This is a genomic window from Dokdonella sp. (assembly GCF_049593775.1).
Lineage (GTDB): Bacteria > Pseudomonadota > Gammaproteobacteria > Xanthomonadales > Rhodanobacteraceae > Dokdonella.
The window spans coordinates 1-20,072 of sequence record NZ_JBAWHJ010000420.1; the positions used below are offsets into that span (position 1 = coordinate 1).

Below are 20,072 nucleotides of genomic sequence, written 5' to 3' on the forward strand. Positions count from 1 at the left end.
TTCAAGCGTTGACGTTGTACGCAGCACGAAGCCTTATCGCCATACGCTGGCCGCGCTGGGTCGGGACCGGCTCTTCCGAATCCCGATTTCCCACTCCCCGGTCCCGCTCTATTGCGCCGGTCGAATCAGGCCCAGTGCTTCCAGCTTGAGCACGATCTGCTGTACGGCCTGATCCGGTGGCAGGGAGGTCGTATCGATGCGCATGTCCGGGTTCTCGGGCACTTCGTAGGGATCGCTGATTCCGGTGAATTCCTTGATCTTGCCCGCCCGCGCAAGTGCGTACAGGCCCTTGCGGTCGCGTCCTTCGCAGGTTTCGATCGGCGTGGAGACGTGGATCTCTACGAACACGCCGCCTGCACTGACGTTCTCGCGGACGATGTCGCGTGAGCCCTTGTACGGAGCGATCGGGGCGCAAATCGCGATGCCGCCATTCTTGGTGATTTCGGCAGCAACGAAGCCGATGCGCTGCACATTGAGATCACGGTGTTCCTTCGAGAAGCCGAGTTCACTGGACAGGTTCTTGCGCACGATGTCGCCGTCGAGCAGGGTCACCGGACGCGTACCCATTTCAAGCAGACGCACCAGCAGTGCGTTCGCGATGGTCGATTTTCCGGAACCCGACAGGCCGGTGAAGAACACGGTGAAGCCCTGCTTGTGGCGGGCAGGATGGGTGCGGCGCAATTCCTCGATGACTTCCGGATAGGTAAACCATTCGGGAATATCCAGGCCCTCCTGCAGCCGGCGACGCAATTCCGTGCCGGAGATGTTGAGCACGCTGTCGCCGTCCTTCACTTCATCAGCAGGCATGTACTGGGCGCGTTCCTGCACGTAGACCATTTCCTGGAACGGCACCATGGTGATGCCAAGCTCCTCCTGGTGTTCCGCGACCAGGGTCTGGGCGTCGTAGGGGCCATAAAACGGCTTGCCCGAACTGTCGCTGCCGGGACCTGCGTGATCACGTCCGACGATGAAGTGCGTGCAGCCATGGTTCTTGCGGATGATTGCGTGCCACAACGCTTCGCGCGGCCCACCCATGCGCATGGCGAGATGCAGCAGGGCCAGCGTGGTGGTCTGCTCCGGGTAGTGGCGCAGCAGCTTTTCGTAGCAGCGCACACGCGTGTAGTGGTCGATATCGCCGGGCTTGGTCAAGCCCACGACCGGATGGATCAGGAGGTTGGCCTCGGCGATCTGGGCGGCGCGGAAAGTCAGTTCCAGGTGCGCGCGATGCATCGGATTGCGGGTCTGGAACGCGACTACGCGCGACCAGCCAAGTTTGGCGAAAAGTGTCCGCATTTCTGCAGGCGTCGAGCGCAGATGCCCGAAGTCGTAGTGACGTGGCAACTCCAGGCCCCGCAGCTTTCCGCCGAGATAAACCGGATGGCTGCGATCCAGTAGATGGCTGACGCCGGGATGCTTGGTGTCGGTCGTACCAAAAACCTGCTGTGCCTCGTGCTTGCGATTCGGCTCCCAGCTATCCTCGACATCGAGAACGGCCAGTATCACGCCTTCCGGATCACGCAATGCGATCTGTTTGGAGCCCTTGATCGCCTCGGCGAACTTCTGGTCGACATCGAGCGTGACCGGCATCGGCCACAGATTGCCGTCGGTGAGGCGCATGTTGTCGCGCACCGACTCGTAGTCAGCCCGGCTCATGAAGCCTTGCAGCGGTGAAAAAGCACCGGTCAGCAGCATTTCAAGATCACACAGCTGGCGCGGGCTCAGGTCCCAGGACGGCAGGTCGGCAGCCTCGTGCTTGAGCGATTCAGCCTGCTCGGACGGGACCAGGCCATCAACGAGGTGGCCACCGTGGGGTGCGATCATCTGGGACATCGGGTTTCCTGGATTGAGGGCGTGATATCCGCGGCTGGGCGACGGCGGTACGGGTCAGACAAGACCAGACACCGACGAAAACCCCGGACCTCGGGCAACGCATGGAGGTGAGCCGGACCGGCCGAGGACGCACCTCCGCTTTCCGGAACATCAGGAATTATAAGGCCTGCGGCTATCAATCGGGAGTTTGCCGGTTGCGCGTCAGTGATATCCATATATTCGGCAATGCTGGAATTCCCGGGCAAGTCCGGCATTCGCCGGCCCGACTATCGGTCAATCACCCGCCAGACAGGGTGGCGTCCGGGGTGCACGGTGCCAGGCACCGGGATGGCTCGAGGCGGATCCACGGATCTCCATGAACAGAAAAACCTGGGCCGTTCAGCAAAATCGGGGAACCACGGCCACAATCCACGTTCTCAGTCCGCAGCATGGCTGCCGGACCGGGTTCCTGCAGTTGATTCCGACAAACCATGCCTGCCAACGTGTCTGCAGTTTGCCATCAGGGACGCCCAACGCCACAATATGCGGCCCGCTTGATGCGGCAGATTCCGTCGGGCGACCAGCAGACGTCCTCAATCGCTTTACCCAGGAGTTCTCATAAATGACACGTTTCGCGCGCAAGACCCTTATCGCCATGGCGCTGACCGCCGCATTCGGTGCAGGCAATGCCTTCGCCATTGATCCCTCGCTGAAGACCGAGAAAGACAAGGTCAGCTACATGGTCGGTGCTGACGTCGGTCGCGGCCTCAACCAGATCAAGGGCGAGCTGGATCTGAAGATCGTCATCCAGGCGCTGCAGGATGAGTTCAATGGCGGCAAGAGCCTCATGACCCAGGAAGAGGGTCAGGAAGTTCGCCAGGAATTCATGCAGAAGTTGCAGGCCAAGCGCGTCGCCGAAGAAAAGGTGGCCGCTGACACGAACAAGACCGAAGGCGCCGCATTCCTCGCCAAGAACAAGTCCAAGGCTGGCGTGAAGACAACCGCTTCTGGCCTGCAGTACGAAGTCATCAAGCAGGGCACCGGTCCGAAGCCGAAGGAGACCGATACGGTCAAGGTCGACTACACCGGTACCAAGATCGATGGCACCAAGTTCGACAGCTCGGTCGATCGCGGACAGCCGGCAACGTTCCCGCTGAACGGCGTCATCAAGGGCTGGACAGAAGGCTTGCAGCTGATGCCGGTTGGTTCCGAGTACAAGCTGGTGATTCCGGCTGAACTTGCCTACGGTGAAAATGCACCGCCGACCATCGGACCGAACGCGACGCTGATTTTCGACGTCAAGCTGATCTCGATCGAATCTGCAGCAGCAGAAAGCGCAGCGCCGGCTACCGAGAAAAAGTAAGCCGACGACTGAGTAGCAAGAAGGGCGTGCCGGGAACTTCGGCACGCCCTTGTCGTTTCTGGCCCACATGCGGCTCATTGCACTTGCCACTGGCAGGACGATTTGCCGACCAGGCCCGGCCCGTGGCCGAACGTCCGGGCAAGATCAATTGGCGTACTGATCGGGAGTTGAGAGGATGCGCGTAGCGATATTCGGAACCGGATACGTGGGGCTTGTAACCGGTACGTGTCTTGCCGAAGTGGGCAACGATGTGATCTGCGTCGATGTCGATGCACTCAAGGTTGCCCGTCTGGAGCGTGGCGAAATTCCGATCTTCGAGCCCGGGCTGACTCCTCTCGTGGTGGAGAACCATGCCGCGGGAAGGCTTCATTTCACCACCGACGCGGCCGTCGCCATCGCCCACGGTGAGGTCATCTTCATAGCCGTGGGAACGCCGCCCGAAGAGGATGGCAGTGCGGATCTGTCGCACGTTCTCGATGTTGCGCGGACCATCGGGCAAGCCTTGTCCAGCCCCGCCGTGATCGTCAACAAATCAACGGTGCCCGTGGGTACCGCCGATCTGGTTCGCGAAACCATTGCGGCGGAATTGTCCGCACGAGGCAGCGATCTCTCGTTCGATCTGGTTTCCAACCCCGAATTTCTCAAGGAGGGCGACGCCGTCCAGGATTGCATGCGTCCGGATCGCATCATCATCGGAAGTGACAGCGCGCATGCTATTGGCGTCCTGCGCAGCCTGTACGCGCCCTTCAATCGGAATCACGAGCGAATCGTGCTGATGGATGTGCGCTCGGCCGAGCTGACCAAATACGCGGCCAATGCCATGCTCGCAACGAAAATCAGTTTCATGAACGAGATGGCCAATATTGCCGAGCGAGTCGGGGCCGATATCGAGCAGGTTCGCCTGGGTATCGGTTCGGATCCGCGCATCGGCTATCACTTCATCTATCCCGGTGCCGGCTATGGCGGCTCGTGCTTCCCCAAGGACGTCAAGGCGCTCGAACATATCGCGCGCAGCCACGACTATGAACCCCGCGTACTGAGTGCGGTGGAAGCAACCAACGCTGCACAAAAAGAACACCTGCACGCCTTGATATCGCGCCACTTCGAGGGGAACCTGAAAGGGCGAACCATTGCCGTCTGGGGATTGGCTTTCAAGCCGAATACCGATGACATGCGCGAAGCGCCCAGTCGCACGCTGCTTGAGAAACTGTGGAGCGATGGTGCTTCGGTGCAGGCCTTCGACCCGGAGGCGCACGAGGAAGTGCGGCGCATCTATGGAAATCGGGCGGACCTGCAACTGTGCGATTCCCAATATGCGGCGCTCGATGGCGCGGATGCTCTCGTCATCGTGACCGAATGGAAGGCCTTCAGGAGTCCCGACCTGGGCAGGATTTGCGCGGCCCTCGGCCATCCGGTGGTGTTCGATGGCAGGAATATCTTCGAGCCCGCAACGATCGAAGCCGCAGGATTGGCCTACTACGGAGTAGGCCGGGGACGCAGCGTGCAGGCGCCGACACGGGACTGACGCTGTACCTCTGCTCCAGCCGCCGCTACCATCGCCGACCTTGAGTCAGCATGCTGGCTTGCTTGCCACCATTCCCAAACAGTAGATGGATCCATGGAAAAGAAACGCGCATTGGTAACCGGCATAACCGGCCAGGACGGTGCCTACCTGGCTGAGCTGCTGCTTGCCAAGGGCTACGAAGTCCATGGTCTCAAACGCCGTGCTTCATCATTCAATACCGAGCGGATCGACCACCTCTACAGCGAGCTGGATGAATCGGGACCCGCGCTTAGCCTTCACTATGGCGATCTGACCGACTCGACCAGCCTGGTCCGCGTGGTCCAGGAAGTCGAGCCACACGAAATCTACAATCTTGCTGCGCAGAGTCATGTTGCAGTCTCGTTCGAGGAGCCCGAGTACACGGCCAATGCCGATGGACTGGGTACCTTGCGACTGCTAGAGGCGATGCGCATTCTCGGGATGCAGGATCGTTGCAGGATCTATCAGGCATCGACCTCCGAACTGTACGGCCTGGTCCAGGAAACGCCGCAGCGCGAGACAACGCCTTTTCATCCGCGCTCTCCGTATGGCGTGGCCAAGCTGTATGCCTACTGGATCACGGTGAACTACCGCGAAGCCTATGGCATGTTTGCCTGCAACGGCATCCTGTTCAACCACGAGTCTCCGATTCGCGGTGAAACCTTCGTCACCCGCAAGATCACCCGTGGGCTTGCCAGGGTCATCCACGGCCTGCAGCAATGCCTCTATCTGGGCAATCTCGATGCAAGGCGTGACTGGGGGCATGCACGCGATTATGTCGAGGCGCAATGGTTGATTCTTCAGCAGGACACGCCACACGACTACGTCATCGCGACCGGCATCCAGCACTCGGTGCGGGACTTCGTCGTGCTCGCGGCACGCGAGATGGGCGTGGAAGTCGAGTTCAAGGGCCAGGGCGTGGAAGAGGTCGCCGTGGTTGCCGAAGTGCGCACGCCAGGAGCGCGCATTGCGGTGGGCGATACCTTGTTGCGCATCCATCCACAGTACTACCGGCCTGCAGAAGTCGAGACCCTGCTCGGTGATCCGAGCTTCTCGCGCGAAAAGCTGGGATGGACCCCGAAAACGAGTTTTGCAGAACTGGTTCGCGAAATGGCGGCGGCCGACCTTGCCCTGGCTGTCAATGAAGCCGCCGGCAATGTCGGTGCGCGCCACGGTCGTCACCTCATCGAAGCGCTTCCGAAAGGATGAGCAGTCTGGAGGAACGGCTGACCGAACTCGAGGTCAGGCTCGCCTTCATCGACGATGGCGTGACAGCCTTGAATGCCGCCGTTGCCATGCAGGACCAGACCATGCTGAGCATGCGTCGCGAGCTCGATCGCATGCGCGAAGACCTGCTTGGCTTGCGATCCGCGCTGGGCAATGACACCAGCAACGAACCGCCTCCACCTCACTACTGATACCTGCCAAGCGAAATCAAGAAATCGGACCATGGCTGATTCCCTGCGCGACCAACTTTTGAAGAGCGGCCTCGTCCAGAAGCTGAGGAGCGAGGCGCGTCCTGCCGAGCGCCCGGCACGTCCGGCGCGTACCGAAAACAAGGGGTGCCCGTCCGCTTCCCGGCCGCCCAAAGGAAAGTCGGGCCGCAATGGCAATGCCGGGGAAATCGATCTTGCGCGTGCCTACGGCCTGCGCGACCGCGCCGAGCGTGAGCAAAAGGATCTCGAAAAGAAACAAGCCGAGCAGCGCGCCAGGGAAAAGGCCGAGCGAAAGCAGAAGCTGGCCGCGCTGCTTTCCGACAAGGCCCTGAACAAGCAGGATGCCGAAATCCCGCGTCATTTTCCGCACGGGGAGAAAATCCGTCGCGTTTATTGCACGGCCGAGCAACTTGCTGAGGTCAATTCGGGAAGCCTGGCCGTGGTCCAGTACCGTGGGCGCTATTTGCTGGTGAGTCGCGAGATTGGCCTCAAGGCGGGCGAGATCAGTCCCGAAGCACTGATCCTGCTATGTGATCCCGATGCAGCCGCCGAAGATGATGTGCCGGCAGACCTGGTCTGGTAGTAGCCCAGAGCTGCACCTGCGGATCAGAAATCCATGAAGTAGCCGCCATTGACCGGGATGTTGGCGCCGGTGATGTATCCCGCATCTTCGGCGCACAGGAAGTCGACCACCCTTGCGATTTCGCTGGGCTTGCCGAGTCTTCCGACCGGGATGCTTGCCACGATCTGGTTGCGCACGGCTTCCGGTACCGCCATCACTAGGGCGGTTTCGCAGTACCCCGGCGATACGCTGTTGACGGTTACACCCTTTTTCGCCACTTCGCGGGCCAGTGCCATCGTGAACCCGTGCATGCCAGCCTTGGCGGCGGAATAGTTGGTCTGACCGAACTGGCCGGTCTGGCCGTTTACCGAAGAGATGTTGACGATTCGTCCATAGCCGCGTTCGACCATGCCGTCGATCAGGGCGCGACAGGTATTGAATACGCCGCCGAGGTTGACCGTGATGACGTCACTCCATTGCTGCTCGGACATCTTGCGCAGGCTGGTGTCTCGCGTGATTCCGGCTGCATTGACCAACACGGAAATGGGGCCGTGCCGGGCTTCGATATCCGCCAGGGCCGAACCGCTGGCGGCGTGGTCGGAAACGTCCAGAGCCTCGAAATGCACCGACTCTCCCAGGTCCGCGACATCAATCATGAACTGTTCGACTCGTTCTGCACGTGAGCCAAGATCTGCGGCAATCACGCGGTGTCCGGAACGGGCCAGATAGCGACAGATTTCTGTGCCAAGACCTCCAATACCGCCAGTGACAAGGGCAAGACGCGGACTCATTCGGGCAATCTCCTCGGCTGTGTTCGGTTTATCCGGAACACGGCTCCGCCAGCTGCCGGGCAAAAAGGCAGTGCCGTGTATTCCAGACTGAAGCGGTCAATAGTTGGTTCGCGATGCGGAGCTGCTCAGGACTTGCTGTCTTTCTTCGCCTTTTGCGAACTGTCGGCACCCTGGCGCACCTTGTCGGCAGCATCGTTGAGGAAGCCTTGTTGAACGGACTTCCAGACATCCATGTTGCGTTCGGTCATGTCATTGAGCATCGACCAGGGGGTACGCCCGATGATGTTGTTGAGCTGACTGCGAAACTGCTGCTGCTGATCGAGGAAGGCTTGCAGGCTCTTTTCCAGATAGCTGCCCATGAATCCCTGCAAGGAGTCGCCGTAGAAGCGGATCACCTGCGACAGGAGTTGGGTCGTGAACATGGGCTGGCCACGTTCCTCGTGCTCGGAAATGATCTGCAACAGCACTGATCGGGTCAGGTCATCGCCGGATTTCGCGTCCCTGACTTCGAATTTCTCGCCGTCCACGACCAACTGTCGGACTTCTTCGAGAGTGATGTAACTCGAAATCTCGGTATCGTAGAGACGACGATTCGGATACTTCTTGATGATGCGGGATTCGGCCATCCCGCAACGCTACCAGATCGTGCGGCGCTGCACCAGTTTCATGCTGCGCAGCATCGTAATCGCGAGCGCGCAGCAATCGGGAGAGGCTGCAGGGCAGGATCTGCGGGCATTCGGCTCGATGCGCGGTTCTGCTCCCTCATGTTGCAACACGGTGGACGCAGTGCAGCGTCCACCGTGTTGCGGGGCTACCAGCCCATGTAGTGACCGCCGTTGATCGAAAGATTGGCTCCGGTAATCCACGAGGCCTGCTCAGCAGTCAGGAAGCCGACGGCATACGCGATTTCCTCGGGCTCGCCGAGGCGGCCGACTGGAATCTGGGCCGCGATCTTGGCCCTGACGTCTTCCGGGACTGCCTTGACCATCTCCGTCAGTACGTAACCCGGGGACACGGTATTGACGGTGACGCCAAACTTGGCATTTTCCTGTGCCAGCGAAATCGTGAAACCATGCATGCCCGCCTTCGATGCGGCGTAGTTGGCCTGGCCGTACTGGCCTTTCTGTCCGTTGATCGAACTGATCTGGACAATGCGGCCCCATTTGCGCGCACGCATGCTCTCGATGATGGGCCGGGTCACGTTGAAACACGAATTCAGGTTGGTATTGATGACTTCCTGCCACTGCAGGGCAGACATCTTGTGGAACGTGGTGTCGCGGGTGATGCCGGCATTGTTGACCAGGATATCGATCGGCCCGAGCTGCTTTTCCACTTCGCGCACCATGGCTTCCGCTGCATCGACATCAGAAACGTCGCCGACGGCGATCGCGAAATCGAAACCGTCAGCTTTCTGCGCCGCCTGCCAGGCCTTGGCCTTGCCTTCATCGCGATAGTTGGTGGCGACGCGATGGCCAGCTTGCGCGAGATGGCGGCAGATTGCCGTGCCGATGCCGCCGATGCCGCCCGTAACGAGTGCGACTCGTGCCGTCATGCTGTTCTCCTTGTCATTGATGGGGAAATTCTTGATACACGATGCTGGCAGGTGATTGTGCCTGCCTGCGCCGTATTAGTCCTTCTGCAATGCGACATCGATCGGGCCGCCATAGCGGATCTTTTCGAGATCAAAACGCGCGACTGCCTCGCGAAGCAGGCCTTCGACCTGCAAAACAGCAGGAACCGGCTGGCCAAGGAAGGCCAGGGCAGACCTCAGCGCGGGGACGGGGTCGGAAGCATCGACGGGGCGGGCCTGATCGTGCTTGCTGAGTTTGCGTCCCAATTCGTCCAGGGCCAGCGGAAGATGTGCATAGGCAGGCTGTCCCAATCCAAGCAAACGCTGCAGCAAGAGCTGCCGGGGCGTGGAGTCGAGCAGGTCCGCGCCGCGAACGACTTCATCGATGCTCTGGTCGGCGTCGTCCACGACTACGGCCAGTTGATAGGTGTAGCTGCCATCCGATCGGCGCACCACGAAATCACCAACCATCTCGGCCAGCACCTGGGTCTGTCTGCCGCAGATGGCGTCATCGAACGTGATCACTTCATTGCCGACGCGCAAGCGCCACGAGGGAGAGTTCCCGTCCGTGGATCCGGCCACGCAGTGGGCTGGGTGAATTCCGCCGAAAACTGCCAGATCACTGCGACTGCAATGGCAGGGGTAGACCCATCCGCCGGCCTGCAGGGAAGCGAATGCCTGCGCGTACAGGTGGCTGCGCTGGCTCTGGAATACGACCGTCTCGTCGGATGCGAGTCCGCAGGCAGCCAGCGTTGACAGAATGTCGGCGCTGGCTCCAGGGATTTCCCTGGCCCGATCCAGATCCTCCATGCGGACGATCCAGCAGCCTCCGCTGTGGCGAGCGCGGAGCCAGCTGCCGAGTGCGGCGACCAGCGAACCGAAATGCAGGCGGCCGCTGGGCGAGGGCGCGAAACGACCACGCCGGAGTGGGAGGCCGGATGGTTCCGTGTTGATGCGGTTCACGGCTGTCGTTCAGGTGACATGGCGACACGTGCTGCTTGAAAACGCGGGCAGTTTACCCAAACATCGGTGGGTCGATGGCGTGAATCGCATACGGAGCAGAATTTCCGGAGGCGACAGCGCAAGCGCAAACCTCAAACTGACCAGCGAGAAACAAACATGCGCCGCATTATCCTATTCGTGCTGACCAACGTGGCAGTCATGGCGTTGCTGACGGTAATCGTCAAGGTGTTTGGTATTGATACCTACACCTATACGAAAGCCGGAATCAATTTCAAGGGAATCCTGATCCTCTCTGCCGTGATCGGCTTCGGCGGATCCTTCATTTCGCTTTTGATGTCGAAGTGGATTGCCAAATGGCAGACCAAGGCCAAGGTCATCGAGAATCCGTCGAATCCGACCGAGTCCTGGCTCCTGTCGACCGTGCGCAGGCAGGCTGAAGGGGCCGGTATCGGCATGCCCGAAGTCGCGATCTATGACGCACCCGACATGAACGCATTCGCAACCGGGGCGAGTCGCAACAATGCGCTTGTCGCGGTCAGCACGGGCTTGCTGCAGAACATGAGCAGGGATGAAGTGGAGGCGGTGCTTGCGCATGAAGTCAGTCACGTGGCCAATGGCGACATGGTCACGATGACCCTGCTTCAGGGCGTGCTCAACACCTTCGTCATCTTCCTTGCCAGGGTTATCGGCACGGTCATCGACCGCGCCATCAGCGGTGGTCGCGATGGCGGTGGACTGGCCTATTTCGCGATTGTCATCGTGCTGCAGATTGCCCTTGGTGCATTGGCATCGATCGTCGTTTTCGCCTTTTCGCGCTGGCGCGAGTTCCGTGCCGATGCCGGCAGCGCGCGCCTGGCAGGAAAGGAAAAAATGATCTCGGCCCTGTCGCGACTGGCGCAGGGACATGGCGAGAGCAGCCTTCCGCAAGCCATCCAGGCATTCGGCATCGCCGGTGGCGGAATGCGCAAGCTGTTCTCCAGCCATCCTCCCATCGAGGAGCGGATTGCCGCACTTCGGGCAGGTGCGCAGTAGGTCTGCAGAATCAAGAAGGCCCCGCATCGCGGGGCCTTTTTTTGCCTGGCATAACCGGTTTTCCCTGATCAGCCAGTGCCAAATTCATAGGTCATGATCTGCTCGGGTTCCTGCAGGAAGTTGCCCTGCACGAAGTTGATGCCGCAGGAGAACAGTATCGACATGCTGGCGGCGTCCTCGACGAATTCGGCAACCGTGAGCTTGCCGGCATTGTGGGCCTGCTCGCACATCGCCTTGATGCGTTCCTGGTTTTCCTTGTTTTTAGGCAGTTCGGCCATGTAGCTGCGGTCGACTTTCAGGTAGTGCGCAGGAATGTGCTTGAGCAACTGGAAGGAGTTGAGTCCTGATCCAAACTGTTCGAGGGCGAAGCCGCAATGCAGCTGCTCGAGTCCGCGCACAAAGGCGCGTGCGGGTTTCAGGTTGGTCACGACCTTGCTTTCGGGCATTTCGAAGACCAGGGCGTCGCCGCGAAGGCGCGAGTTCTTCAACTGCAGCGCAATCCAGGGAAGTAGCCCCTGATCTTCCAGCGACTGTGGCGACAGCTTGATGAAGAACGTGGTCTTTTGGCCCGCCTGCTCGCGCTCGGAAAGGGCCTTGATGGCGTTGGAGATAACCCAACGATCCAGTTGCGCGAGCAAGCCATGCTGCTCTGCGATCGGCATGAAGAATCCTGGCAGGATTTCTCCCTTGGGTCCCTTCATGCGCAACAGGATTTCGTAGTATTCGCCTTCGGCACCCTGCAAGCTGATGATCGGCTGGTAATAGAGCACGTAACCGTCGTTGCTCAGGCCCTCCTTGATCAGCTTGATCCAGTGGCGGTTCTTTTCGGCATCGGCCTTGTCCTTGGCCGACGGGTCGAAAACCCTGGCCTGGTTGCCGCCTTCAGCCTGGATGGCACGCAAGGTGACTGCGGCCTGATCGAGCACGGTATTGCCATTGGCCGTCTTCTCGCCGATCAGGCTGCCGGCGACGCTGACAGTCAGGTTGATCGAGTTCTTGCCGACTTCGAAGATGCGTTCCTCGAAGGCCTTTCGAATACTCTCGGCCAGCTCGTTGACGGCTTCGGCCGAATGGTCATGAACAAGTATGCCGAAGGTGTGCTCGCCAAGTCGGCCCGGAATGTCCGAATCCTTGAGGTGCCTGCGCAACAGGTTTGCCATGTCGCCCAGCAGCAGATCGGTATTCCCGAGACCAATACCGTCCAGAACGGTCTTGTAGTTGTCCAGCTCGAGGAGGACAAGGGCCTGTTCGGTCTTGCCCTTGGTGGCTGCGGCAGCCGCCCGGTCCAGTTCGGTGATCAGGTGCTGGCGATTGAACAGGTCGGTGATCAGGTCCTTGCTGCGCAGCGCCTCGAGTTCCTCACTGTTGGCGGAATCGGTCGCCTGCTGCCGGAATACGATCTGCTGGCAGGTTTCACCCTCGTAGATTGCTTCGGCAAACTCCATGACGGCGTCAAACGTGTCGCCATCGCCTCGTTGTGCCTTCAGATTGAGCTTCTGCGGTGGTCGCTCGCCCTTGGACAGCCGCTTGAGCAGTGACTTGAAGTCATCGGCGTCCTCCGGTGCAATCAGATCGAGTATGGAAAGGCCTTCGATATCCTCGAAATCGTCGTAGCCGAAAGTCTCCAGGTAGGCCCGGTTCGCACGAACATGCATGCCTTCGTGGACATAGGCGATCGGATCGCGTGAGGAATCCAGCAGGTCGCTGCAGCGGCGCTCGGATTCGCGCAACGCACCTTCGAGATGGCGCACGCTGCGGCGCATCGCCAGTGCCTCGAACTCTCGGCGCACGATGATCTGCAGGTGGTCGGCCCGGCTGTGCAGGGCGAGTGCACGTGCACCTCCCAGAAAGGCATCGACGACCTGCGTGTCGGACAGATTCGCTCCGTAGACGACCAGGGCAATGTCCTTGCCAGTCCGATTGACGGCTTCCGCGGTCTGGCGCAAGGGCAAATCGCTGCTGCCCAGGTTGGCCAGGATCAGATCCGGGGGCTGTCGCTCCAGAAGATCCTCCAGCTCGGCTTCGTTGGCCGCGCGTGAGGGGCGCACGGCGATGCCGCCATTGCGCAACATGCTGATGATCTGCTCCGCCTCGTCGGCGGAATCCTCGATCAGCAGGAGCTTGATCACATTGTCTGTCTTGGTCATGGATGTCGCGTATTCAGGGGGGTGCGCAGGGCGCGGCTGGTCCTCATGCGAGTGACGACCAAGGCTGGAACTTGTACCGGATTCACCCGCCTATTTCCATACCGGAGGGTTTTTTCTGGGATTCAGGTAGTCACAGTGGGCGTTTGAAGGCATCGCCTGCCACCTCCCGAACGAGCTTGGGAACGAGGTATCCCGGTAGCTGTGAACGCATGCTATCGACCAGTTCACGGGCCTTCTGGTCACTGACCTCGAAATGGGCGGTGCCCTGCACGCGGTCCAACTGGTGCAGATAGTAAGGCAGCACGCCTGCGGCCAGCAGGCGCTCTGACAGTTCGCAAAGGGCCAGCGCGGAGTCATTGACCCGACGCAACAGCACCGATTGGTTGAGCAGGGTCAGTCCCTTTTCGAGGAGCGCGCGGGTGGCGGCAATGACCTGGTCATTGATTTCATTGGCGTGATTGGCGTGTACGACCAGCACTTTCTGCAACGGCAGGGCACCGAGCCAGTCGAGCAATTCCTGGTCGATTCGTTCAGGTAGCACGATGGGAAGCCGGGTATGGATGCGCAAACGACGAACATGCGGGATCTGCAGCAACGCATCCGACAACTCGGCCAGCCTCGGCGTGGACAGCGAAAGCGGGTCACCCCCGGAAAGAATGACTTCACTGATTGAAGAGTCATTGGCCAAATGTTCTATGGCCGCGCGCCATCGCCCGGCGGCCGCGGTTTCCTCGGCATAGGGAAAATGGCGGCGGAAACAGTAGCGGCAATTGATGGCGCAGGAACCCGTTGCGATCAACAGGGCACGACCGGCATATTTGTGCAGGACGCCGCTTGCCGCCCTCGAATCGAGATCGCCGACCGCATCCGTGGAGTAACCGGGGCTGCTGATCAATTCAGCGGCACCCGGGAGGACTTGCAGCAGCAACGGGTCTTCGGCATCGGCATGGTGCATGCGGGCGACGAATCCGCGCGGCACGCGCAGGGCGAATCCGGTGTCGGCGTTGGCGAGCAGTTCGCCGGCCCGATGGGAAAGGCCGAGCAAGGCAAGCAGCTCAGCCGGATCGGTCACGGCATTGCGCCAGGCCTCTTGCCAGCGGTGACCGGCAGGCATGGGAGGCGAGATGGAAATCTGGGAGAAACGAGGGCTTGCAGGTATCATTGTCGATCGGTTCCGGGTTTCCCGGTCAACGAATTCCCCATTCTAGCCGCTTTGCAAGTGCGGCTTATCCTCTAGCAACAGGAGCACTCCGTGGCTTCACATGGAATGAACGACGTCAAGAACGGCCTCAAGATCATCGTTGACGGCCATCCGTGCACCATCATCGACACGGATTTCATCAAGCCGGGCAAGGGCCAGGCGTTCACACGGGTCAAATACCGCAACCTCAAGACCGGTCGAACGGTCGAGATGACGATGAAATCGACCGACACGGTCGACGCCGCCGACGTGCTGGAGACCGATATGGAGTTTCTCTATTCGGATGGCGAGTTCTGGCACTTCATGGATCCGAACAATCACGAACAGATCGCTGCCGATGAAAATGCCGTCGCCGATGCTGCCAAGTGGCTCAAGGGCAATGAAATGGTCATCGTGACGCTGTGGAACGGTGCGCCTCTGAACGTGGCGGCGCCGAACTTCGTCGAATTGCAGATCGTCGAAACCGATCCAGGCGTTCGCGGCGATACCTCGGGCGGCGGCGGCAAGCCGGCCAAGCTCGAAACCGGCGCCGTCGTACGCGTGCCCCTGTTCGTCAATCAGAACGAGATCGTCAAGGTCGATACGCGCACCGGTGAGTATGTCGGCCGGGTCAAGTGACGCTGGTGACCTGACTGCCGTGCGCGCTGTCGATCTGCTGATCGAGGCGCGCTGGGTAGTCCCGGTCGAACCGCATGGCGTCGTCCTGGATGCCCATGCCGTGGTTGTCGATGGCGGGTGCATTGTTGCGGTCCTTCCGATTGCGGACGCTCGCAAGCAGTTTTCACCGCGCGAGCGCGTCGTTCTCGACGAGCATGCGTTGATGCCCGGGCTGGTCAATGGCCATGTCCACAATCCGATGACCCTGATGCGCGGCCTGGCTGATGACCTGGCCTTGATGCCGTGGTTGCAGGAACATGTCTGGCCGGCCGAATCTCGCGTTGTCGGGCCGGAGTTCGTGCGTGACGGAGTCGAGCTGGCTATCGCCGAGATGATTCGTGGCGGTACCACCTGCTGCAACGAGAACTATTTTTTCCCCGATGTACAAGCAGCGACTTATCGCCGCTTCGGGTTCCGTGCACGCATTGGCTTGCCGGTGATCGAGTTTCCTACGGCGTGGGCGAGCAGTCGCGACGAATACTTCGAGAAAGCTCTTGAAGTGCATGACAGCTTGCGCGGCCAGCCCTTGCTTGGCACGAGCTTCGCGCCGCATGCGCCGTATACGGTTTCCAACGAAAGTTTTGAGCGCATCCAGTTGCTTTCGAACCAGCTCGACCTGCCTGTGCATTTGCACCTTCACGAAACGGCCAGCGAGATCACGGACAGCCTGCGTGACTTCGGCATGCGTCCGTTTGCCAGGATCAAGCAATTGGGCCTCATCAACGAGCGCCTGATCGCCGTGCACATGACCCAGATCACCGAAGCCGAGATTGCCGATTGCGCGGCGAATGGCGTGTCGATCGTGCACAACGTCGAGTCGAACATGAAACTGCTCAGTGGTTTCTGTCCGGCCGAGGCGATCCGGCGTGGCGGGGTCAATCTGGCCATCGGCACCGACGGCTGCGCTTCAAACAACGACCTCGACATGTTCGGCGAGATGCGTACCGCCGCGCTGGTCGGAAAGATGATCGCCAACGATGCGACCGCGCTGGACGCCGCGACCATTCTTCGCGCAGCGACGCTCGGTTCGGCCCGCGCTGTCGGATGGAACGAACTGATTGGTTCAATCGAACCGGGAAAGCAGGCTGATCTCGCTGCCGTGCGCCTTGATGACATTGAAACCCAGCCGATCTACAACGTGATCTCGCAACTGATCTACGCGGCAGGTCGCCATCAGGTCAGCGATGTCTGGATTGCCGGCCAGCAGAAGCTTCGTGATCGCCAACTGACCGATATCGATACGGTGGAAGTGGTGGCAAAGGCCCGGCGCTGGCGTGAACGAATTGCAGCCGCATAATCCGGAGCAATCATGAATGCCTCGTGCTCGTGCGTGCGCCCGAATCAAGATGGCAATTTGCTCATTCGGCGATCGTGCCCGCCAACCCATTGCTCGCCAGGAGACCGCGTGAATACGATGACATGCATGATCGCTGCGCGAGCTCATGAAAAAAACGGGCCCGTGTCATGAGCGGCGCAAACGTCGATCCCGGAGAAGTTGCCAAGTTCGACCGTCTTGCCAGTCGCTGGTGGGACGCGGATGGTGAATCGCGACCCCTGCACGATCTCAATCCCGTGCGTTTCGGCTATATCGCCGGGCGCGCAGGGTTGAAGGGAATTCGCGCAGTCGATGTCGGCTGCGGCGGCGGGCTTCTCAGCGAAGCAATGGCGGCGGCTGGCGCCGACGTGATCGGTATCGACATGTCTCCCGCGGTGATAGACGTGGCGCGCCTGCATCTTCTCGAAAGCGGGCTGAATGTCGATTACCGCGAGACGAGCGTGGAATCCCTTGCGGCTGAAATGCCTGCGCAATTCGATGTCGTCACCTGCCTCGAGATGCTCGAGCACGTGCCGGATCCGGCCAGTGTAATTCGCGCCTGTGCCGATCTTCTCAGGCCGGGTGGGCGAGTGTTCCTGTCCACTCTCAACCGCACTCCGCAGTCGTTTGCCGCAGCCATTGTCGGTGCCGAGTATTTCTTGCGCCTGCTGCCAAAGGGCACTCATCACTATGCTCAATTCATCAAGCCCTCGGAGCTGGCGGGTGCATTGCGCAAGGCCGGACTTGAGCTGGAAGACATGCGCGGCATGGGTTACAACCCGTTGACGCGAAAAGCCTGGTTGAGCGATTCCGTCGCAGTCAACTATCTGGCTTGCGCGCTGAAACCCGAATGAGCCGGTCCGCAAGCCCGCAGGCGGTTCTTTTCGACCTGGATGGGACCCTGGCCGATTCGGCTCCGGATCTCGTTGCGGCCCTTGCCACGCTGTGTGGAGAGCTGGGGCGTGCCGAGCCTGATCCGGTTCGCGTGAGCCGAGTCGTATCTGCCGGCGGTCGCGCCATCTTGCGTTGCGGCTTGCCCGATCTTGATGAAGCCGGCATCGAGGAACTGCTGCCGCGCTATCTCGCCCTCTATTCCGCGCGCGGCAATGTTTCGACCCGTCTTTATCCTGGCATCGCTGAAGTCCTGTTTGACCTTGATGCGCGCGGAATCGCGTGGGGCATCGTCACCAACAAGGCAGGCTGGCTGGCTGCGCCGATGCTCGACCAGCTTGATCTGGCGCTTCGCTGTGGTGCACTGGTTTCCGGAGACACCCTGAGCGAACGCAAGCCGCATCCTGCGCCGGTGCTGCATGCCTGCGCACTGATGAAGGTTGATCCGGAGCGAACCCTGTTCGTCGGCGACGACTTGCGTGATATCGAAGCGGGCCGGGCCGCAGGCACGCGCACGGTGGCAGCCGCATGGGGCTACCTGAACGGTGGTGATCCCCACGCCTGGGGCGCCGATCGCGTGGCCGAAAGCGTGGCGGCCTTGCCGGCCAGCTTGCGCCTGGACTGACAGCATGGCCGCTTCCACCGACGCCCTGGCCTCCTTCGAGGAGAAGTGGAGCCTGGCGCATCCCGAATTGCCGCTGGCCCTGCGTTTCGTGCATCCACAGGCGCGCCCGGTGGTTTCTGCGTTGGCTTGCCTCTCGCATGAAGTCGGTCTCGCTGCTTTCCGCGTGGTCGAAGTCGAAGTGGCAACCGGCAAACTGCGCTGGTGGGCGGAAGAACTTGCGCTCTTGCCGTCCGGCCAGGCGCGGCATCCGCTGACCCAGGTGTTGGCTGGTTCATCGGCCATGAAGCAGTTGCCCGCTGATACATGGACGGCACTGATTGCCGGTGCGTTTGCGCAGCGTGATGCCGCTCCGGCGAGGGGCTTGCCCGACCTGATCGCCGGTCATGCCAGGTTTCATGAGCCGCTAGGTCGAATCGAGTCAGCGATCTACCCCGCGCTGCGCAGGGATATTGCTGCGCAGGCTGGCGCGTTGTCTCGCATCGTCCACGAAAGTGCTCGTCTGCCAGAGTGTCTGACTAGCGAACGCTTGCCATTGCCCCTTGATCTGCTCGCCCGGCATGGGCTTTCGCGCAGCGACCTGGGCGTCGCCAGTGCGCAACGCGATGCCGCTCTGCGTGAACACTTTGCCGCGCTTTGGGAGGCCATGAAGTTGCTGGATAGTCGCGGTCTGTCTCCGCTGGCGGCGGCCAGACTGGCGGCGGATCTGCAACGTTGCCGCCGCGCTGCTCGTGCGGAAAAACCTCTTGAATCCAGCGCCGGCAATCTGGATCGATTGCCGCTCTCTGCGCTGTGGGCCTGCTGGCGTGCAGCGAGGCGGATGCAGCCAAGCGTCTGATTTTGTACCCTGATCGGACTTGATCCGCGGGCCAAACCGCCCAACATGGCTTGTTCGGGCCGATTCAATGCGGCTCGTCTCCAGGTGACTACCGGAATACCAGATGACAGCAACCACCAATACCGCTCGTCTCATGCCCGATATTGCGAGCCAGGCCGGTGCAGACAGCGCCGGACCGCTTGACTGGGTGGGAATGGACGAGATCGCTGTGCCGGTCCGGATAGCCGATGCGGATGGCATCCTTGTGCAGTCGCCCGCCAGGGTGGCGGCCTTCGTCAACCTGAATCAGGCGGAAGCCCGAGGCATCCACATGTCCCGGCTCTACCTGCACGTGGATCAGCATCTATCCCGTGAACCGCTGACGCCATGCTCATTGCGTCGCCTGCTGCGCGATTTCCTCGATTCGCATGCCGACCTGTCAGATCGTGCGCGGATCAGCGTGCGTTTCGATCACATGATCCGGCGGGCCGCTCTGGCCAGTGACAACAGTGGCTGGAAGACCTATCCCGTTGTGATCAACGCGAGCATGCACGAAGGCGTGTTTGCGTTCGAACTCGAAACCGAAATCCTCTATTCGAGTACCTGTCCGTGCTCGGCGGCCCTCGCGCGCCAATTGATCCAGGAGCAATTCGCCAGCGATTTTGACGCCGATCGTCCAATCGACCGTGCTGCTGTACTTGAGTGGCTGGGCAGCGAATCCGGCATTCGCGCAACGCCGCACAGCCAGCGTAGCAGTGCGCGTGTTCGTGTACGTCTCGGCAATGGTTTTGAATTCCCGATCGTCGATCTGATCGACCTGATCGAATCCGCCTTGCAGACGCCTGTACAGACAGCAGTGAAGCGCGAAGACGAACAGGCTTTCGCGCTGCTCAATGGGCAGAACCTGATGTTCTGCGAGGACGCCGCGCGACGCATGCGGGGCGCCCTCGATCAGGACGAACGCATCGTCGATTTCTGGCTGCGCGCCTCGCATCTGGAGAGCCTGCATCCGCACGATGCCGTCGCCTACGCGACCAAGGGGATCGACGGCGGATTCGTGGCGTAGAAACCCTGTGCGCATTTGCACAGATTGAGCAGGATACTTGCGAACCACCAGTCTCTGCGAAGCCGGGTATTCACTGCTACTCGTCCCAGCTCAGGCTGGGACCGAGCTCTCGGCGTAGATGTCCACACCCGGGGAAGTATCTGGTTGGCCCGGTTGCTTCGACTCAGTCAGACCAAGCGTTCCTGCATTCAAAGGTGCGGTCACGAACGGAGTCGTTCCGCGAAATGCCGTGCATCTATCGACAGGCTCAGGCAGGTCTGATTCTGGCTTGACGCGCTCTTGTCATC

At 60.6% G+C, this 20,072-nt stretch carries 19 protein-coding genes; 12 read left to right on the forward strand and 7 right to left on the reverse strand.

Translation table 11 applies throughout. The annotated features are described in order from the left end of the window. Positions 1-108 precede the first annotated feature (108 nt). Complete coding sequence (locus WBP53_RS14465) at positions 109-1,830, reverse strand: bifunctional sulfate adenylyltransferase/adenylylsulfate kinase (protein ID WP_423930132.1); 1,722 nt, start codon at positions 1,828-1,830, stop codon at positions 109-111. Between the two features lie 601 nt (positions 1,831-2,431). On the opposite strand from WBP53_RS14465, the gene WBP53_RS14470 reads away from it, so the two are divergent. The 5 genes from WBP53_RS14470 (at position 2,432) to WBP53_RS14490 (ending at position 6,734) form a co-directional block, all read left to right on the forward strand. Beyond that, a complete protein-coding gene (locus WBP53_RS14470) occupies positions 2,432-3,172 on the forward strand; it encodes an FKBP-type peptidyl-prolyl cis-trans isomerase (RefSeq protein ID WP_423930134.1) in 741 nt (246 codons plus the stop codon). Positions 3,173-3,347: 175 nt separating this feature from the next. Next, the gene (locus WBP53_RS14475; protein WP_423930136.1) at positions 3,348-4,697 is read left to right on the forward strand and encodes a UDP-glucose dehydrogenase family protein; all 1,350 of its coding nucleotides are present in this window, start codon (positions 3,348-3,350) and stop codon (positions 4,695-4,697) included. Between the two features lie 93 nt (positions 4,698-4,790). Continuing rightward, positions 4,791-5,924, forward strand: a complete 1,134-nt coding sequence (gene gmd, locus WBP53_RS14480; protein WP_423930138.1) for a GDP-mannose 4,6-dehydratase — start codon at positions 4,791-4,793, stop codon at positions 5,922-5,924. Then, the gene (locus WBP53_RS14485; protein WP_423930140.1) at positions 5,921-6,133 is read left to right on the forward strand and encodes a SlyX family protein; all 213 of its coding nucleotides are present in this window, start codon (positions 5,921-5,923) and stop codon (positions 6,131-6,133) included. Before gmd ends, WBP53_RS14485 begins: the two co-directional genes overlap by 4 nt. 31 nt (positions 6,134-6,164) lie before the next feature. Then, positions 6,165-6,734, forward strand: a complete 570-nt coding sequence (locus tag WBP53_RS14490; RefSeq protein ID WP_423930142.1) for a DUF2058 domain-containing protein — start codon at positions 6,165-6,167, stop codon at positions 6,732-6,734. A 23-nt stretch (positions 6,735-6,757) separates the two neighbouring features. Here WBP53_RS14490 and phbB (WBP53_RS14495) read toward each other — a convergent pair whose 3' ends face one another. The 4 genes from phbB (WBP53_RS14495) to gluQRS all read right to left on the reverse strand — a co-directional run bounded on the left by phbB (WBP53_RS14495) (position 6,758) and on the right by gluQRS (position 10,037). Next, positions 6,758-7,504 (reverse strand): acetoacetyl-CoA reductase, encoded by a 747-nt coding sequence (gene phbB / locus WBP53_RS14495; protein WP_423930144.1) that lies wholly within the window; start codon positions 7,502-7,504, stop codon positions 6,758-6,760. Between the two features lie 125 nt (positions 7,505-7,629). Beyond that, entirely contained in the window at positions 7,630-8,130 is a 501-nt protein-coding gene (gene phaR / locus WBP53_RS14500; protein WP_423930146.1) for a polyhydroxyalkanoate synthesis repressor PhaR, read from the reverse strand. A gap of 185 nt (positions 8,131-8,315) precedes the next feature. After that, complete coding sequence (gene phbB / locus WBP53_RS14505; protein ID WP_423930148.1) at positions 8,316-9,056, reverse strand: acetoacetyl-CoA reductase; 741 nt, start codon at positions 9,054-9,056, stop codon at positions 8,316-8,318. A gap of 75 nt (positions 9,057-9,131) precedes the next feature. After that, positions 9,132-10,037 (reverse strand): tRNA glutamyl-Q(34) synthetase GluQRS, encoded by a 906-nt coding sequence (gene gluQRS / locus WBP53_RS14510; RefSeq protein ID WP_423930150.1) that lies wholly within the window; start codon positions 10,035-10,037, stop codon positions 9,132-9,134. Between the two features lie 156 nt (positions 10,038-10,193). Here gluQRS and htpX point away from each other — a divergent pair, with 156 nt between their 5' ends. After that, entirely contained in the window at positions 10,194-11,069 is an 876-nt protein-coding gene (gene htpX, locus WBP53_RS14515) for a protease HtpX (protein ID WP_423930152.1), read from the forward strand. A gap of 68 nt (positions 11,070-11,137) precedes the next feature. On the opposite strand, the gene WBP53_RS14520 is transcribed toward htpX, so the two are convergent. Together WBP53_RS14520 and epmB are read right to left on the reverse strand one after the other, a co-directional pair. Then, entirely contained in the window at positions 11,138-13,216 is a 2,079-nt protein-coding gene (locus tag WBP53_RS14520) for an EAL domain-containing response regulator (protein WP_423930154.1), read from the reverse strand. Between the two features lie 130 nt (positions 13,217-13,346). Then, complete coding sequence (gene epmB / locus WBP53_RS14525) at positions 13,347-14,378, reverse strand: EF-P beta-lysylation protein EpmB (RefSeq protein ID WP_423930156.1); 1,032 nt, start codon at positions 14,376-14,378, stop codon at positions 13,347-13,349. Between the two features lie 90 nt (positions 14,379-14,468). Here epmB and efp point away from each other — a divergent pair, with 90 nt between their 5' ends. The 6 genes from efp (at position 14,469) to folE2 (ending at position 19,785) form a co-directional block, all read left to right on the forward strand. Further along, entirely contained in the window at positions 14,469-15,035 is a 567-nt protein-coding gene (gene efp, locus WBP53_RS14530) for an elongation factor P (RefSeq protein WP_423930158.1), read from the forward strand. Further along, positions 15,016-16,371, forward strand: a complete 1,356-nt coding sequence (locus WBP53_RS14535; RefSeq protein ID WP_423930168.1) for a TRZ/ATZ family hydrolase — start codon at positions 15,016-15,018, stop codon at positions 16,369-16,371. The genes efp and WBP53_RS14535 overlap by 20 nt, the downstream gene beginning before the upstream one ends. A 167-nt stretch (positions 16,372-16,538) precedes the next feature. Beyond that, positions 16,539-17,243, forward strand: a complete 705-nt coding sequence (gene ubiG, locus WBP53_RS14540) for a bifunctional 2-polyprenyl-6-hydroxyphenol methylase/3-demethylubiquinol 3-O-methyltransferase UbiG (protein ID WP_423930160.1) — start codon at positions 16,539-16,541, stop codon at positions 17,241-17,243. Continuing rightward, positions 17,240-17,905 (forward strand): HAD family hydrolase, encoded by a 666-nt coding sequence (locus WBP53_RS14545; protein WP_423930162.1) that lies wholly within the window; start codon positions 17,240-17,242, stop codon positions 17,903-17,905. Before ubiG ends, WBP53_RS14545 begins: the two co-directional genes overlap by 4 nt. Positions 17,906-17,909: 4 nt before the next feature. Beyond that, positions 17,910-18,740, forward strand: a complete 831-nt coding sequence (locus WBP53_RS14550; RefSeq protein ID WP_423930164.1) for a squalene/phytoene synthase family protein — start codon at positions 17,910-17,912, stop codon at positions 18,738-18,740. 103 nt (positions 18,741-18,843) lie between these two features. Continuing rightward, complete coding sequence (gene folE2 / locus WBP53_RS14555) at positions 18,844-19,785, forward strand: GTP cyclohydrolase FolE2 (RefSeq protein ID WP_423930166.1); 942 nt, start codon at positions 18,844-18,846, stop codon at positions 19,783-19,785. The last annotated feature ends 287 nt before the right edge of the window (positions 19,786-20,072 follow it).

What these genes read in the sequence shown, in the direction of transcription:
- WBP53_RS14465 (WP_423930132.1), bottom strand. Translation starts at nt 1,830, where the DNA reads ATGTCCCAGATGATCGCACCCCACGGTGGCCACCTCGTTGATGGCCTG.
- WBP53_RS14470 (WP_423930134.1), top strand. Translation starts at nt 2,432, where the DNA reads ATGACACGTTTCGCGCGCAAGACCCTTATCGCCATGGCGCTGACCGCC.
- WBP53_RS14475 (WP_423930136.1), top strand. Translation starts at nt 3,348, where the DNA reads ATGCGCGTAGCGATATTCGGAACCGGATACGTGGGGCTTGTAACCGGT.
- gmd (WP_423930138.1), top strand. Translation starts at nt 4,791, where the DNA reads ATGGAAAAGAAACGCGCATTGGTAACCGGCATAACCGGCCAGGACGGT.
- WBP53_RS14485 (WP_423930140.1), top strand. Translation starts at nt 5,921, where the DNA reads ATGAGCAGTCTGGAGGAACGGCTGACCGAACTCGAGGTCAGGCTCGCC.
- WBP53_RS14490 (WP_423930142.1), top strand. Translation starts at nt 6,165, where the DNA reads ATGGCTGATTCCCTGCGCGACCAACTTTTGAAGAGCGGCCTCGTCCAG.
- phbB (WP_423930144.1), bottom strand. Translation starts at nt 7,504, where the DNA reads ATGAGTCCGCGTCTTGCCCTTGTCACTGGCGGTATTGGAGGTCTTGGC.
- phaR (WP_423930146.1), bottom strand. Translation starts at nt 8,130, where the DNA reads ATGGCCGAATCCCGCATCATCAAGAAGTATCCGAATCGTCGTCTCTAC.
- phbB (WP_423930148.1), bottom strand. Translation starts at nt 9,056, where the DNA reads ATGACGGCACGAGTCGCACTCGTTACGGGCGGCATCGGCGGCATCGGC.
- htpX (WP_423930152.1), top strand. Translation starts at nt 10,194, where the DNA reads ATGCGCCGCATTATCCTATTCGTGCTGACCAACGTGGCAGTCATGGCG.
- WBP53_RS14520 (WP_423930154.1), bottom strand. Translation starts at nt 13,216, where the DNA reads ATGACCAAGACAGACAATGTGATCAAGCTCCTGCTGATCGAGGATTCC.
- epmB (WP_423930156.1), bottom strand. Translation starts at nt 14,378, where the DNA reads ATGATACCTGCAAGCCCTCGTTTCTCCCAGATTTCCATCTCGCCTCCC.
- WBP53_RS14535 (WP_423930168.1), top strand. Translation starts at nt 15,016, where the DNA reads ATGTCGGCCGGGTCAAGTGACGCTGGTGACCTGACTGCCGTGCGCGCT.
- ubiG (WP_423930160.1), top strand. Translation starts at nt 16,539, where the DNA reads ATGAGCGGCGCAAACGTCGATCCCGGAGAAGTTGCCAAGTTCGACCGT.
- WBP53_RS14545 (WP_423930162.1), top strand. Translation starts at nt 17,240, where the DNA reads ATGAGCCGGTCCGCAAGCCCGCAGGCGGTTCTTTTCGACCTGGATGGG.
- WBP53_RS14550 (WP_423930164.1), top strand. Translation starts at nt 17,910, where the DNA reads ATGGCCGCTTCCACCGACGCCCTGGCCTCCTTCGAGGAGAAGTGGAGC.
- folE2 (WP_423930166.1), top strand. Translation starts at nt 18,844, where the DNA reads ATGACAGCAACCACCAATACCGCTCGTCTCATGCCCGATATTGCGAGC.